At 72.0% G+C, this 14,818-nt stretch carries 10 protein-coding genes and 1 pseudogene; all 11 read left to right on the plus strand.

Annotation, left to right across the window (positions count from 1 at the left end):
• Positions 1 to 79: 79 nt before the first annotated feature.
• A pseudogene (locus tag ACFVGY_RS25605) lies at positions 80 to 778 on the plus strand (acylneuraminate cytidylyltransferase family protein); the annotation flags it as partial.
• Positions 779 to 923: 145 nt separating this feature from the next.
• Positions 924 to 1,838: an N-acetylneuraminate synthase family protein gene (locus tag ACFVGY_RS25610; RefSeq protein WP_385681132.1), complete on the plus strand. Its 915-nt coding sequence runs from the start codon at positions 924 to 926 to the stop codon at positions 1,836 to 1,838.
• A gap of 66 nt (positions 1,839 to 1,904) precedes the next feature.
• Positions 1,905 to 3,125: a hypothetical protein gene (locus ACFVGY_RS25615; protein ID WP_385681134.1), complete on the plus strand. Its 1,221-nt coding sequence runs from the start codon at positions 1,905 to 1,907 to the stop codon at positions 3,123 to 3,125.
• 137 nt (positions 3,126 to 3,262) lie between these two features.
• Complete coding sequence (locus ACFVGY_RS25620; RefSeq protein WP_385681195.1) at positions 3,263 to 4,507, plus strand: amidohydrolase; 1,245 nt, start codon at positions 3,263 to 3,265, stop codon at positions 4,505 to 4,507.
• Positions 4,508 to 4,730: 223 nt separating this feature from the next.
• On the plus strand, positions 4,731 to 5,789 hold the full coding sequence (locus tag ACFVGY_RS25625) for a BMP family protein (RefSeq protein WP_385681136.1): 1,059 nt from the start codon (positions 4,731 to 4,733) through the stop codon (positions 5,787 to 5,789).
• Positions 5,790 to 6,018: 229 nt separating this feature from the next.
• Positions 6,019 to 7,689 carry an ABC transporter ATP-binding protein gene (locus ACFVGY_RS25630; protein WP_385681197.1) on the plus strand — a complete coding sequence of 557 codons (1,671 nt, stop codon included), beginning with the start codon at positions 6,019 to 6,021 and terminating at the stop codon, positions 7,687 to 7,689.
• Entirely contained in the window at positions 7,686 to 8,801 is a 1,116-nt protein-coding gene (locus tag ACFVGY_RS25635) for an ABC transporter permease (RefSeq protein ID WP_385681138.1), read from the plus strand. The genes ACFVGY_RS25630 and ACFVGY_RS25635 overlap by 4 nt, the downstream gene beginning before the upstream one ends.
• A complete protein-coding gene (locus ACFVGY_RS25640; RefSeq protein WP_385681140.1) occupies positions 8,798 to 10,060 on the plus strand; it encodes an ABC transporter permease in 1,263 nt (420 codons plus the stop codon). The genes ACFVGY_RS25635 and ACFVGY_RS25640 overlap by 4 nt, the downstream gene beginning before the upstream one ends.
• Complete coding sequence (locus ACFVGY_RS25645; RefSeq protein ID WP_385681142.1) at positions 10,057 to 10,455, plus strand: cytidine deaminase; 399 nt, start codon at positions 10,057 to 10,059, stop codon at positions 10,453 to 10,455. The genes ACFVGY_RS25640 and ACFVGY_RS25645 overlap by 4 nt, the downstream gene beginning before the upstream one ends.
• Positions 10,456 to 10,557: 102 nt before the next feature.
• The gene (locus tag ACFVGY_RS25650) at positions 10,558 to 11,835 is read left to right on the plus strand and encodes a thymidine phosphorylase (RefSeq protein WP_385681144.1); all 1,278 of its coding nucleotides are present in this window, start codon (positions 10,558 to 10,560) and stop codon (positions 11,833 to 11,835) included.
• Positions 11,836 to 12,452: 617 nt separating this feature from the next.
• Positions 12,453 to 14,816, plus strand: coding sequence for a WD40/YVTN/BNR-like repeat-containing protein (locus tag ACFVGY_RS25655; RefSeq protein ID WP_385681146.1), 2,364 nt, complete (start codon positions 12,453 to 12,455; stop codon positions 14,814 to 14,816).
• Positions 14,817 to 14,818: the final 2 nt, after the last annotated feature.

The raw sequence follows: 14,818 nt of genomic DNA on the forward strand, positions 1-14,818 counted from the left end.
CGCCACCCCGCCCGCATCCGCCACCCCGCCCGCGCCCCGCACCGAGCGGACCCCCGGCCCGGGAAGCCCCCGCAAGCGGGTGCTCGCGGTGATCCCGGCCCGCGGCGGCTCCAAGGGGGTCCCCGGGAAGAACCTCGCCGAGGTGGGCGGCGTACCGCTCGTGGCCCGGGCCGTGGCCGCCTGCCGGGCCGCGGCCACCGTCACCGACGTGCTGGTCTCCACCGACTCCGAGGCCATCGCCGAGGCCGCCCGCGCCGCCGGAGCCCACCCGCTGCGCCGGCCCGCGGCCCTCTCCGGGGACACCGCGACCAGCGAGGCCGCCGTACTGCACGCCCTCGACTCCTTCGAGGAGCTGCACTCCGTACTCGTGGACGTGGTCCTCCTCGTCCAGTGCACCAGCCCGTTCATCACCTCCGCGGAGGTCGAGTCGGTCGCCTCCGCCGTCGCCGCCGGAGCAGCCGACACCGCCCTCACCGTCGCCCCCTTCCACGGCTTCCTCTGGCGGGAGACGACCCCGTCGGTTCCCGGATCCGGCAGCGACGACCCCGGCGCATGGGGCGTCAACCACGACCGGTCCGTCCGCCCCCGCCGCCAGGACCGCCCGCAGGACCTGCTGGAGACCGGAGCCGCCTACGCCATGGACGCGGCCGGCTTCCGCCGGGCCCGGCACCGCTTCTTCGGCCGCACCCTCCCCGTCACCACGGACCCCGCCCGGGTCCTGGAGATCGACGACCCGCACGACCTGGCCCGGGCGCGCCTCCTCGCCCCGCTCCTCGACCACACCCCCTCCCCTTCCCCCTCCCCCTCCTCTTCCTCTTCCTCTTCCTCTTCCTCTTCCTCCTCCCCGGCCTCCCCGCCGGCCCCCTGACACCCCCGCACCGCACCGCACCGCACCCCGCACCGAACGAAGGACCCCTCCTGCCATGACCCTCGCCACCACCCTGCACCCCCGTCTGCGGACCCTCGGCTCCCGCATCGTCGGCCCCGACCGCCCCGTCTACGTCGTCGGCGAGATCGGCATCAACCACAACGGCGAGCTGGACAACGCCATCGCGCTGATCGACGCGGCCGCCGAGGCCGGCTGCGACGCCGTCAAGTTCCAAAAGCGCACCCCGGAGATCTGCACCCCGCGCGACCAGTGGGCCATCGAGCGCGACACCCCCTGGGGCCGCATGACGTACATCGACTACCGCCACCGCGTCGAGTTCGGCGAGGCCGAGTACCGGGCCATCGACGAGCACTGCAAGGAGCGCGGCATCGACTGGTTCGCCTCCCCGTGGGACACCGAGGCGGTCGCCTTCCTGGAGAAGTTCGACCTCCCCGCCCACAAGGTGGCCTCGGCCTGCCTCACCGATGACGAGCTGCTGCGCGCCCTGCGCGCGACCGGTCGCACGATCGTCCTGTCCACGGGCATGTCCACCCCGAAGCAGATCCGGCACGCCGTCGAGGTGCTCGGCAGCGACAACATCCTGCTCTGCCACGCCACGTCCACGTACCCGGCCAAGGCGGAGGAGCTCAACCTCCGGGTGATCAACACCCTCCAGGAGGAGTACCCCAACGTCCCGATCGGCTACTCCGGCCACGAGACCGGCCTGCAGACCACCCTCGCGGCCGTCGCCCTCGGCGCCGCCTTCGTCGAGCGGCACATCACCCTCGACCGCGCGATGTGGGGCTCCGACCAGGCCGCCTCCGTCGAGCCCGGCGGCCTGACCCGCCTGGTCCGCGACATCCGCACCATCGAGACCGCGCTCGGCGACGGCGTCAAGCGGGTCTACGACTCCGAGCTCGCCCCCATGCGCAAGCTCCGCCGCGTCCAGGGCGAACCGGTCGCGGTCTGACCGGCCGTCCGGTGTGCGTACGAAGCCCCGCCCCTGCCCCAGCCCGTCCCTGACGAGGAGTGCACGGTGACCCCCTCCGCCACCTCCCTGGCTTTCGTCGAGAGCCCCGTCCAGCTCCTGAACGTGCTGGAGTGGGCGTACGCGTACGGCACCCAGCCGCCCGGCGGCGCCCCGCTGCTGGACGGCGTCCCGAGCCAGCCGGCCCGGACCGCGGGCCGGTCCGGGGCCCGGACCGGCGGCGCGGCCGACGCCCCCGACGCCCCCGACGCCCGCGACGCCGGCACGCCCCGTGCGGCCGGCGCGGCGGGCGGGCTGCGGATCGTCGTCCTGCCGCCGACCGACCCGATGTCCCGCGGCCAGCTCCGCCGCATGGCGGCGCTCGCCCGGGACGAGGGGTACGAGGTCCGGTGGCAGGAGGCCCGCGGCAGTCGGCTCGCCCCGGTCAAGGCGCTCGCAGCGCTCGCCCGCGACGTGCGGGCCGCCGCGCGGATCATCGTCGGCGACCCCTTCTCCCGGTACGTGCAGCTGCTGCTGACCCTGGTGCGCGCCGAGGAGCTCGTCGTCGTCGACGACGGCACCGCCACCATGGAGTTCGCCGCCCAGACCGCCCGCGGAGAACGCCTCGTCCGCTGGCACCGCATCGGCCGCGGCGGCGCGGCCGGCCGGCTGCGCGAGCTCGCGTACGCGCCGGTCTCGTCGGCCGCCCGACGCCGCTTCACCCCGGCGGCCCGCACGGGCCGCCGCGTCGAGATGTTCACCTCGATGCCCGTCACCGTGCACGGCACGATGAGGCTGCGGGTCAACGACTTCGCCTGGACCCGCGCCCGGTTCGGCCCGCCCCGGCTGACCCGCGGCACCGACCTGGTCGGCACCTCGCTCGTGGAGACCGGGGTGGTGGACGCGGCCGGCTACCTGGACGCCGTACGGGCCCTGACGGTGCGCCACGGTGCCACCCGCTACTTCGCGCACCGCCGCGAGTCGGCGGAGAAGCTGCGCAGGCTGAGCGAGGAGACCGGGCTGGAGATCGTCCGCCCCGACCTGCCGCTGGAGCTGACGGCTCGCCGCGGACCGATCGGCCGAACGGTCGTCAGCTTCCCGTCCACGGTCGTCCACACGCTGCCGTACGCGCTGAGCGGTACGGGCGTGACCGTTGCCGTATGCGATGTCGACCCGGCCTGGTTGACCGGCTCCGCGTCGCCGCGGGCGCAGAGCTTCCTCACCGGCGTCACCGAGACCGCCCGTGATGTGCGCAGAATCCACGCCCGTACGGTCCCGGCGGCCGGTTGAGCGCGCGAGTTTACCCCCGGCTGCATGCGGTCATGCGTCCAGAGGTCTGGTTTTTTTCCCCTGACGGCATGAACTTTTCCTGATCTCCATCCAGTTGGGCCATTCGTGCGCCTACCCTTCAACGGGTGAACCAGTTGATGTCCCGCGAGTCCCAGCCCGTCCTGCCCGGCACGCCCGCCCAGCCCGAGCTGCCCGGCACTCTTCCGGACCACCTGCGTGCCGAACTGATCGCCTTCCGCCGGGACTTGCACATGCACCCGGAGCTAGGACACCAGGAGTTCCGCACCACGGCGGCCATCAAGGCCCGACTGGAGAAAGCCGGCCTGCGGCCACGCGTACTGAAGTCCGGGACCGGGCTGATCTGCGACGTGGGCACCTGGGACGGCGGCCGGCCGATGCTGGCGCTGCGCGCGGACATCGACGCCCTGCCCATTCCCGACGCCAAGACGCACGTCGCGTACCGCTCGACCTTCCCCGACCGGGCCCACGCCTGCGGCCACGACGTGCACACGGCGGTCGTCCTCGGCGCCGGGCTCGTCCTCGCCGAGCTCGACCGGCAGGGCCTGCTGCCCCGACCCGTGCGGCTGCTCTTCCAGCCCGCCGAGGAGGTGCTGCCGGGCGGTGCGACCGACGCCATCGCGTCCGGGGTCCTCGACGGCGTGGGCAAGATCCTCGCCGTGCACTGCGACCCCCGGGTCGACGCGGGGAAGATCGGCCTGCGGGCCGGGCCGATCACCTCCGCCTGCGACCGCCTGGAGATCACCCTGGAGGGCCCCGGCGGGCACACCGCCCGGCCGCACCTCACCACCGACCTGGTGACGGCCGCCGCCCGGGTCGCCACCGACCTGCCCGCGGTCGTCGCCCGCCGCATGGACGCCCGCTCGGGCATGTCGATCACCTGGGGCCGGATCGAGTCCGGGCACGCCTGCAACGTGATCCCGATGCACGCGGAGCTGTCCGGGACCATCCGCTGCCTGGACATCAAGGCCTGGCACGAGGCGCCCGACCAGATCCACGCGGCGATCGACGAGATCGCCGGGGTGCACCGGGCCAAGTCGGAGATCACCTACGTGCGCGGGGTGCCCCCCGTCGTCAACGACCCGGTGATCACGGAGCTGCTGCGCGAGTCGATGACCGCGCGGCGGGGCGCGGAGTCGGTCGAGGACACCGAGCAGAGCCTGGGCGGCGAGGACTTCTCCTGGTACCTGGAGCACGTGCCCGGGGCCATGGCCCGCCTCGGGGTCCACCCGCCGGGCGCCAGTGTGAAGAAGGATCTCCACCGCGGCGACTTCGACGTGGACGAGGCCGCGATCGGGATCGGCGTCGAGTTCTTCACGGCCGCCGCACTGATCGACGGGCACCGTGCACGGCCGATCACGTAGGAAAGTTTTTCCTCATCTGAGCGACGGTCGGCACACCTGTCCAGCCCTTGTGTCCCAAGGGCTGGACGTCCGATGCGTCACTGATCGGTCACTGTCCGGTTCACGACGATCCGATAACGACTCATGAACGGGCCTTTAACTGACATCTACGCGCGTTACGATCGCCGCGAAAACCAGCGCCGGTCAGTAGGCGCTTTCGGTCAGGTTTTGAAGGAGCCTCCCCTTGCGCCGGATCACCAGGATCGCCACCGTGGGCCTCGCGTCCGCGGCGCTGGCCCTCTCGGCCACCGCCTGTGGCGGAAAGAAGTCGTCCGACACCGCCTCCTCCACGGAGTCCGCGGGTCAGAAGTCCGCAGCCATCGCCTATGACATCGGCGGCCGCGGCGACCAGTCCTTCAACGACGCCGCGTACGCGGGTCTGGAGAAGGCCGAGAAGGACCTGAAGATCAAGGGCGCCGAGGCGGAGCCCACCGAGGGCGAGAGCGAGGCCGACAAGGTCCAGCGCCTCACCGAGCTGGCCCGCAAGGGCAACAACCCGGTCATCGGCGTCGGCTTCGCCTACGCGCCGGCGATCAAGAAGGTCGCGCCGAAGTTCCCGAACACCACGTTCGGCCTCATCGACGACACCTCGGTGACCGACAAGAACATCGCGAACCTGGTCTTCAACGAGGAGCAGGGCTCGTACCTGGCCGGCGTCGCCGCCGCCAAGGCCTCCAAGTCCGGCACGGTCGGCTTCATCGGCGGTGTCGAGGTTCCGCTGATCAAGAAGTTCGAGGCGGGCTTCACCCAGGGTGTCAAGGACACCAACCCGAACGCCAAGGTGCTGTCGACCTACCTGAGCCAGCCGCCGGACTTCTCCGGTTTCGCCAAGCCCGACCTGGGCAAGGCCGCCGCCAAGGGTCAGCTCGACAACGGCGCCGACGTGATCTACTCCGCCGCGGGCCTCGCCGGCTCCGGTGCGATCGAGGCCACCGCCACCGCCGGCAAGTGGGCCGTCGGTGTCGACTCGGACCAGTACAACCAGGCCGGTCTGGCGAAGTACAAGGACAAGATCCTGACCTCGGTCACCAAGGACGTGTCCGGCGCCGTCTACAACCTGATCAAGTCGGTCCAGGACGGCAAGCCGCAGACCGGTGAGGTCCGCTACGGCCTCGACACCAACGGTGTGGGCCTGGCTCCGTCCAACCCGGAGTACAAGAACATGGCCGATGTCCAGGCTGCCGTCGAGAAGGCCAAGGCCGACATCATCGCCAAGAAGATCAACGTCAAGACCGCGCCGTAAGGCCGTCCCTGACGTGAAGTAAGGTCTCGGGGGTCCGGGAAGCGGTCTCTGCCGCTCCCGGGCCCCGAACCGCATTCCGTGATTCCTTGTGGCCACTTGGCCGCAAGTTTTCACTTTCGACAGTGCTACGCGCGTAGAGGCATCGTGGACGCGATACCTTCTCTCCCCGCCCTGTCCCCCCGCCCAGCGGCATCTTTTCCAGCTCCTTTCGCGCCAAGGAGAGTGCGTCATCAACGCGTCCAGCCCCCCTGCCGTAGAACTGCACGGCATCACCAAGCGTTTCCCCGGCGTCGTCGCCAACAAGGACATCGCCATCACCGTCCGCAAGGGCACGGTCCACGCCCTCATCGGTGAGAACGGTGCCGGCAAGTCGACCCTGATGAAGATCCTCTACGGCATGCAGAAGCCGGACGAGGGCACCATCGCCATCGACGGGGAGCAGGTCTCCTTCAACAACCCGGGTGAGGCCATCGCCCGCGGCATCGGCATGGTCCACCAGCACTTCATGCTGGCCGACAACCTCACCGTCCTGGAGAACGTCGTTCTCGGCGGCGAGAAGCTGTACGGCATCGGGGCCAAGGCCCGCAAGAAGATCCTGGAGATCTCGGACGCGTACGGCCTCGGTGTCCGTCCCGACGCCCTGGTCGAGGACCTCGGTGTCGCCGACCGGCAGCGCGTGGAGATCCTCAAGGTCCTCTACCGCGGTGCCCGCACCCTCATCCTCGACGAGCCGACCGCCGTGCTCGTGCCGCAGGAGGTGGACGCGCTCTTCGACAACCTGCGCGAGCTCAAGGCCGAGGGCCTGACCGTCATCTTCATCTCGCACAAGCTGGGCGAGGTGCTGAAGGTCGCCGACGACATCACCGTCATCCGCCGGGGCACCACGGTCGGCACCGCCGACCCGAAGACCGCGACGACCAAGCAGCTCGCCGAGCTCATGGTCGGTAGCGAGCTGCCCACCCCGGAGACCCGCGAGTCGACGGTCACCGACGTCCCGATGCTCCAGGTCAAGGGCCTGACCCTGGCCGAGAAGGGGGGCGTGACCGCTCCGCTGCCGGCCGCCGCCCAGGACCGCAACGAGGACACGGAGAACGTCCACGAGCACGTCCCCGTCGGCCGCCTGCTGCTGGACGACGTCGACTTCACGATCCACAAGGGCGAGGTCCTCGGCATCGCCGGTGTCGAGGGCAACGGCCAGACCGAGCTGATCGAGGCCCTCATGGGCATGATGGCCCCGGACGCCGGTGTGATCACCCTCGACGGCCAGGACATCACCAAGCACCCGGTGCGTAAGCGCCGTGAAGACGGCATCGGCTACATCCCCGAGGACCGCCACCGCCACGGTCTGCTGCTGGAATCCCCGCTGTGGGAGAACCGCATCCTCGGCCACGTCACCGAGGCACCCAACTCCAAGCGCGGCATCCTCGACCCGAAGGCCGCCCGCAAGGACACCGAGCGGATCGTGCGCGAGTACGACGTCCGCACCCCGGGCATCGACGTGACCGCGGCCTCGCTCTCCGGCGGCAACCAGCAGAAGCTGATCGTCGGCCGCGAGATGAGCCACAACCCGAAGTTCCTCATCGCCGCCCACCCCACCCGCGGTGTGGACGTCGGTGCGCAGGCGCAGATCTGGGACGCCATCCGCGAGGCCCGCCGCGAGGGCCTGGCCGTGCTCCTGATCTCCGCCGACCTCGACGAGCTGATCGGCCTGTCCGACACCCTGCGCGTCATCTACCGCGGCCGCCTGGTCGCGGACGCCGACCCGGCGACCATCACGCCGGAGGAGCTCGGCACCGCCATGACGGGTGCCGCGCGCGGCCACCTGGAAGCCACCGAACCCCACCCCGATCAAGGCTCTGTCGCTGCCGACGGTGACACGACGGAGGACGAGGCCCGATGAAGAAATTCGACAAGGACCGGCTGCTGCTCGCGGTCGCCGGACCGGCGCTCGCACTGGTCAGCGCCTTCCTGCTGACCATGATCGTGCTGGCCGCCTCGGGCGTGGACCCGATCGACCCGCTGCGCATCATGATCGAGCAGGCCGGTTACGAAGACGTCCAGGTCCTGATCCTCAACCAGGCCGGCATCTACTACCTGGCAGCCCTGGCCGTGGCCGTCGGCTTCCGGATGAACCTCTTCAACATCGGTGTGGACGGCCAGTACCGCCTCGCCGCGATGATCTCGGCCGTCGTCGGCGCCGCGGTCACGCTGCCCGGTCCGCTGCAGATCCTGATGATCGTGGCCGTGGCCATGCTCACCGGTGCCTTCTGGGCCGGTATCGCGGGCATCCTCAAGGCCAAGCGCGGCGTGAGCGAGGTCGTCTCGACGATCATGCTGAACGCCATCGCGACCTCCGTGATCGCCTGGCTGCTGCTGCCCAAGAACCTGGGTGTCCAGCTGCCCGGCTCCAACGACCTGACCACCGGTGACATCCCGGAGTCGGGCTGGTTCCCGGCCGTCGAGATCGGCCCGGGCCTGGAGGTCTACGGCTTCACCTTCGTCGCCTTCGCGCTCGGCATCGTCTACTGGTTCGTCCTCAACCGCACCCGGTTCGGCTTCGACCTGCGGGCCACCGGCGCGAGCGAGTCCGCCGCCCAGGCCTCCGGTGTGGACGCCAAGAAGATGATCATGACCTCGATGCTCATCTCCGGTGCCGTCGCCGGCCTCACCGGCATGCCGCTGCTGCTCGGCGAGTCCCACACGTACAACCTGTCGTTCCCGGCGGGCATCGGCTTCACGGGCATCACCATCGCCCTGCTGGGCCGCAACAACCCGCTCGGCATCTTCTTCTCCGCCCTCCTGATCGCCTTCATCGACAAGGCGTCCGCCGGTCTCGACACCGCCGGCTACGCCAAGGAGATCGGCACGATCATGCAGGGCCTGATCGTGATCGCGGTCGTCGTCAGCTACGAGTTCGTCCGCCGCTACGGCATCCGCCGCCAGCAGCAGAAGGTCGGCGAGGAGCTGGCCGCCGGCCACGCCATCAAGACCGACAAGGAGGTCGCGGCGTGAGCACCAGCACCGTTTCCGCGACGAGCGCCGCGCCCAAGAAGGACGGCCGCCGCAAGCTCACCCTGCCCTGGATCCTGCTGATCATCGCGGGCGGCCTCGTCCTGATCTCGCTGGTCCGGACGATCTCGGGCGCCAACGACCTGACCTCCATCGGCCAGGTCTCCGGCGCGCTCCAGCTCGCCGTGCCGATCGCCATGGCCGGTCTCGGCGGCCTGTGGGCCGAGCGCGCCGGCGTGGTCAACATCGGCCTCGAAGGCATGATGATCCTCGGCACCTGGTTCGGCGCCTGGGCCGGCTACCAGTGGGGTCCCTGGACCGGCGTCCTCATGGGCATCGTCGGCGGCGCCCTCGGCGGCCTGCTGCACGCGATCATCACGGTCACGTTCAACGTCAACCACATCGTCTCCGGTGTGGCCGTGAACATCCTGGCCCTCGGCTTCACCCAGTACCTGTCGAACTTCACCTTCGACACGGTCCCCGGCGGCTCCTCCAAGCAGTCCCCGCGCATCGAGCCGATCACCGAGATCACCGTCCCCGGTCTGTCGGGCTGGCTGGCCGACCTCCAGGCCAAGCACTGGTTCCTGGTCTCGGACCTCGCCGGTGTCCTCGGCGGCCTGGTCACCAACCTGTCGCTGCTGACCGTCGTCGCCATCCTGCTGATCCCGGCCACCTGGTGGGTGCTGTGGCGCACCTCCTTCGGCCTGCGGCTGCGCTCCTGCGGTGAGAACCCGATCGCCGCGGAGTCCCTCGGCGTCAACGTGTACAAGTACAAGTACATCGCCGTGGTCGTCTCCGGTGCTATGGCCGGCCTGGGCGGCGCGTTCCTCGCGATCGTCTCCACCGGCATCTACCAGGAGGGCCAGACCGGCGGCCGCGGCTACATCGGTCTCGCCGCCATGATCTTCGGCAACTGGATGCCGGGCGGCATGGCCCTCGGCTCGGGTCTGTTCGGCTTCACCTACAGCCTCAAGCTGCGCGGTGGCGCCGAGAACGTCCACGCGATGCTGCTGCTCCTGGCGATCCTGCTCGTGGCCGTCGTCGTCTGGCAGCTGTACAAGAAGAAGCACGTCCAGGCCGCGATCGCCGCCGCCTGCGCCGCCGGCCTGTTCGTCTGGTACGCGCTGGTCGACGCCGTCCCGAGCCAGTTCGTCGACGCCGCTCCGTACGTCACGACGCTGCTCGTGCTCGCCCTGTCGGCGCAGCGCCTGCGGATGCCGAAGGCGGACGGCATGCCGTACCGCAAGGGACAAGGCAAGTGACGACGGCGCCCACCCCCGACTGGGAGGCCCTGCGGGAGGCCGCCCGGGACGCCATGTCCCGGGCGTACGCCCCCTACTCGGGCTTCCCGGTCGGTGTCGCGGCCCTGGTGGACGACGGCCGGACCGTGACCGGCTGCAACGTCGAGAACGCGAGCTACGGGCTCGGCCTGTGCGCCGAGTGCGGCCTGGTGTCCTCGCTCCAGGCCACGGGCGGCGGCCGCCTGACGCACTTCACCTGCGTCGACGGAAAGGGCGACGTCCTCGTCCCATGTGGGCGCTGCCGCCAGCTGCTGTACGAATTCGGCGGACCGGAACTGCTGGTGGAGACCCCGAACGGGATCCTCCCGCTGGCAGAGATGCTGCCGCAGGCCTTCGGGCCGGACCACCTGAGATAACCGTGTCGACGGCCCTTCGCCCCCCGAGGCGAGGGGCCGTCGCACTTCCGTACTTCCGCGGAACTCCGCACCACCCCTCTATGCGCGTAGAAGGAAGCACCAATGGACGTCATCTCCGTCATCCGTACGAAGCGTGACCGCGGCGAGCTGAGCCCCGAGCAGATCGACTGGGTCATCGACGCGTACACCCGCGGCGTCGTCGCCGACGAGCAGATGTCGGCGCTGGCCATGGCCATCCTGCTCAACGGCATGAACCGGTCCGAGATCGCCCGCTGGACCGCGGCCATGATCGCCTCCGGCGAGCGGATGAACTTCGACTCCCTCTCCCGCCCGACCGCCGACAAGCACTCCACCGGCGGCGTCGGCGACAAGATCACCCTCCCGCTGGCCCCGCTCGTCGCCGCCTGCGGCGCCGCCGTGCCGCAGCTGTCCGGCCGCGGCCTCGGCCACACCGGCGGCACCCTGGACAAGCTGGAGTCCATCCCCGGCTGGCGCGCGCTGCTCTCCAACGAGGAGATGCTCCACGTCCTCGACACCACCGGCGCGGTCATCTGCGCGGCCGGCGACGGCCTCGCCCCCGCCGACAAGAAGCTGTACGCGCTGCGCGACGTGACCGGCACCGTCGAGGCCATCCCGCTGATCGCCTCCTCCATCATGTCCAAGAAGATCGCGGAGGGCACCGGCTCCCTCGTCCTCGACGTGAAGGTCGGCTCCGGCGCCTTCATGAAGAACATCGAGGACGCCCGCGAACTCGCCTCCACCATGGTGGCGCTGGGCACCGACAGCGGCGTGAAGACGATCGCCCTGCTCACCGACATGTCCACCCCGCTCGGCCTGACCGCCGGCAACGCGCTGGAAGTCCGCGAGTCCGTCGAGGTCCTGGCCGGCGGCGGCCCGGCCGACGTGGTCGAGCTGACCATCGCCCTGGCGAAGGAGATGCTGGACGCCGCCGGCATCAAGGACGCCGACCCGGCCAAGGCGCTGGCCGACGGCTCCGCGATGGACGTCTGGCGCCGCATGATCCAGGCGCAGGGCGGCGACCCGGACGCGACCCTGCCGGTCGCCCGCGAGCAGCACGTGGTCACCGCGCCCGCGTCGGGCGTGCTGACCCGTCTGGACGCGTACGCGGTGGGCGTCGGCGCCTGGCGCCTGGGCGCCGGCCGCGCCCGCAAGGAGGACCCGGTGCAGGCGGGTGCGGGCATCGAGCTGCACGCGAAGCCGGGCGACCAGGTCGTGGCCGGGCAGCCGCTGATGACGCTGCACACGGACACCCCGGAGAAGTTCGACTACGCCCTGGCCTCGCTGGAGGGCTCGTACGACGTCGCCCCGGCGGGCACGGCGTTCACCGCCAGCCCGATCGTCCTGGACCGCATCGCCTGATCGGCCCGTCCGCACACCCTGCCGGAACGCCGGCCCCGTACCGTCGGGGCCGGCGTTCCCGCATGCGGGGGCCACACCCCGGACGTAACCTGGCGGTGTGAGCGAGGGACGGTCCCACGAGCCGGCCGACGGTCCCGCACCGCGCAGGAGAGGCGGCCGGGCCGCACGGCGGCTGGAGGAGTTCCTCGCCGCCCGGGAGCCGGCGGGGGAGCCCGAAGGGCCCCCCGAAGCGCCCACGGACGGCGGGAGCCGGGACCGGGGTGAGAGCCGGGACACGGTCCGGGTCCGGGACGGGACATCCGCCCGGGACCCGGACCGGTCCCGGCCGGACCTCCCCCCACCCTCCGCGCAGGACCGTTCCGGCTGACCGAACAGGAGCGCCCGGTCGGCCGCACGCCCCGAACGGCCTCGGGCGCCCTCGACCCCGGGGCGGCGACACGCACCGCGTGTGCGGCCCGGGCCCGGCGAGGCCGGTTTCCCCGTGCGGTCCTGCCGTGTGGGGACGGCCGGGCACGACGCGGAGGAGCCGGGGACGAGGGGGAGGACCTGAACCGGCCCCACGCGCGCCGCGAGGGCGCCCGCGCCGCGAGGGCGTCCGCGCCGAAAGAGGTGCAGCGATGCAGGATCCGACCGCTCCCGACGACCGCGGATCAGGCGCCGCGCAAGGCACGGCCGGCCGCGGCACGGCCCGGAGCCGCCACCGCCCGCCCGGCGGCAAGGCGCTGACCCGGCTGCTCCAGGAACTCGAACGCACGGGCCGCGGCGAGGAGGCCGCCCTCGCGGTCGACAGGGCCGCACCCGGACTGGCGCGCAGCCGCCGGCAGGAGCTGATCACCGAGGCCGTGGGGCCGCCCGAGGTCCGCCCGACCGCCCGGGACCGGCCGCCGCGGCCGCCGGCCCGGGGGGACGACCGGGAGGCGGGGGCCCCGTCGCCCCGGGAGGCCGCCGAGCGCACCCGGGCGGGCACCGCGGACGCGGAGTCCCTCGCCGTCGTGTACCGGGAGACGGCCGAACGGCTCGCCGCACCGCCCCCCGCCCCCGGCCCGGTCTGGCGCTCCCTCGGCCCCTGGACCGTGCCGAACGGGCAGACGTACGGCCTGAGCCGGGTCAACGTCTCCGGCCGGATCTCCGCGGTCGTCGTCGACCCCGCGAACGCCGCGCACCTGCTGGCCGGGGCCGCGGGCGGCGGGATCTGGGAGAGCTCCGACCGCGGCGCCTCCTGGGCGCCCCGTACGGACGACGCGGCCACCCTCACCACCGGCGCCCTCGCCTTCGACCCCTTCTCCTCCCGCACCGTGCTCGCGGGCACGGGGGAGGGGAACTTCTGGGCCCGGCTGGGCACCGGGGTCATCCGCTCCACCGACGGCGGCACGACCTGGGCGCCGCTGTGCACCGACCCGTTCGTCGGCCGGGGCTTCTACGACCTGGCCTTCGACCCCACCCGCCGGGGCACCGTCCTCGCCGGGACCACCGACGGCCTGTACGGCTCCGCCGACGGAGGCGCGAGCTGGACCCCGCGCCGCTCCTTCGCCACCTGGTCGGTCGCGGTGTCCGCGAACGGCGAGGCGTTGGCGGCCTGTTCGGACGGCCTGTTCCGCTCGGACGACGGCGGGGCCGTCTGGCGCACCGTCGACCTGCCCACCGGGGGCACCCTCCCGTACACCCGGTTCGCCGTGGCGATCGCCCCGTCCGACCCCGGCGTCGCGTACGGCTGGGCGGCCGACGCCGACGAGGTGGCGCGGCTGTGGCGCAGGTCCGGCGGCACGGACTGGGCGAGGGTGCCCGTGCCCCCCGGCCTGGACACCGCGCAGGCCTGGTACGACTGGTTCCTCGGCATCGCCCCCGACCGCGCGGACCAGGTCTACCTCGGTGCCATCGACGTCTACCGCGGCGACCGTTCGGGCACGGCGTGGAGCTGGCAGTCCCTCTCCACCAGGGAGACCGGCGGCGACTCCATCCACCCCGACCAGCACGCCATCGCCTTTGAACCCGGTGCCCCCGCCGTGGTGTACGTGGGCAACGACGGCGGCCTGTTCCGCAGCCCCGACCGGGGCGGGCACTGGGAGGACCTCAACCACGGCCTGGTCATCACCGAGTTCGAGTACCTCGCACAGGACCACGCCTCGGAGGCCTGGCTGCTCGGCGGCACCCAGGACAACGGCACCAACCGCTGGACGGGCTCCCCGAAGTGGACCCACGTCCAGGACGGCGACGGCGGGGACTGCGCGGTCCACCGCGACGACCCGCGCACGGTCTTCCACACCTTCTTCCAGATGAACCTGGAACGCTCCGGCAGCCGCGGCGACTTCGGCACCTGGACCGGGGTGTCGCCCCCGGTGCCGTCCGGCGAGCGCTCGCTCTTCTACCCGCCGTTGGAGACCAGCGCCACCACCGGGCGGACCGTCGCCTTCAGCGGCGGGGCCCTGTACGTCTCCCGGGACAACGCCGGCAGCTGGAAGCGCCTGCCGTTCCCCGCCCCGGGCATGGGCAGCGCCATGTACGTCCCGCACGCCGACGAGGTCCTGGTCGGCACCACCCGGGGCCGGCTGTACCGCACCCGCTGGCAGGGCGCCGCCTGGAGCCCGCTCGCCGCCCTGGCGACGCCCCGGGCCGACGCCTGGATCAGCGACGTCCACGTCGACCCCGCCGACACCGACCGCATCTGGGTCACGCACAGCACCATCGGCGGCGGCCGCATCTGGCACTCCGCCGACGGCGGCGCCACCTGGGCCGACCGCTCCGCCGGGCTGCCGCCGCTGCCGCTCAACGCGCTGGAGGTCGACCCACGCGACCGCGACCGGCTCTGGGTCGCCGCGGACCTGGGCGTCTACCGGTCCGCCGACGCCGGCGTCACCTGGGAGCCGTTCGCCGACCGGCTGCCCAACGCGCTCGTCGGCGACATCGTCCTCCACCCGGGCGCCCGCCTGCTGCGCGCGGGCACCCGCAACCGTGGCGTCTGGGAGATCCCCGTCGACGGCTGAGC

The sequence above is a fragment of the Streptomyces sp. NPDC127106 genome (assembly GCF_042677605.1).
Classification (GTDB): domain Bacteria; phylum Actinomycetota; class Actinomycetes; order Streptomycetales; family Streptomycetaceae; genus Streptomyces.

Coding starts and splice junctions, on each gene's coding strand:
- ACFVGY_RS25655 (WP_385681146.1), top strand. CDS start 12,453: ATGCAGGATCCGACCGCTCCCGACGACCGCGGATCAGGCGCCGCGCAA.
- ACFVGY_RS25650 (WP_385681144.1), top strand. CDS start 10,558: ATGGACGTCATCTCCGTCATCCGTACGAAGCGTGACCGCGGCGAGCTG.
- ACFVGY_RS25620 (WP_385681195.1), top strand. CDS start 3,263: ATGTCCCGCGAGTCCCAGCCCGTCCTGCCCGGCACGCCCGCCCAGCCC.
- ACFVGY_RS25610 (WP_385681132.1), top strand. CDS start 924: ATGACCCTCGCCACCACCCTGCACCCCCGTCTGCGGACCCTCGGCTCC.
- ACFVGY_RS25635 (WP_385681138.1), top strand. CDS start 7,686: ATGAAGAAATTCGACAAGGACCGGCTGCTGCTCGCGGTCGCCGGACCG.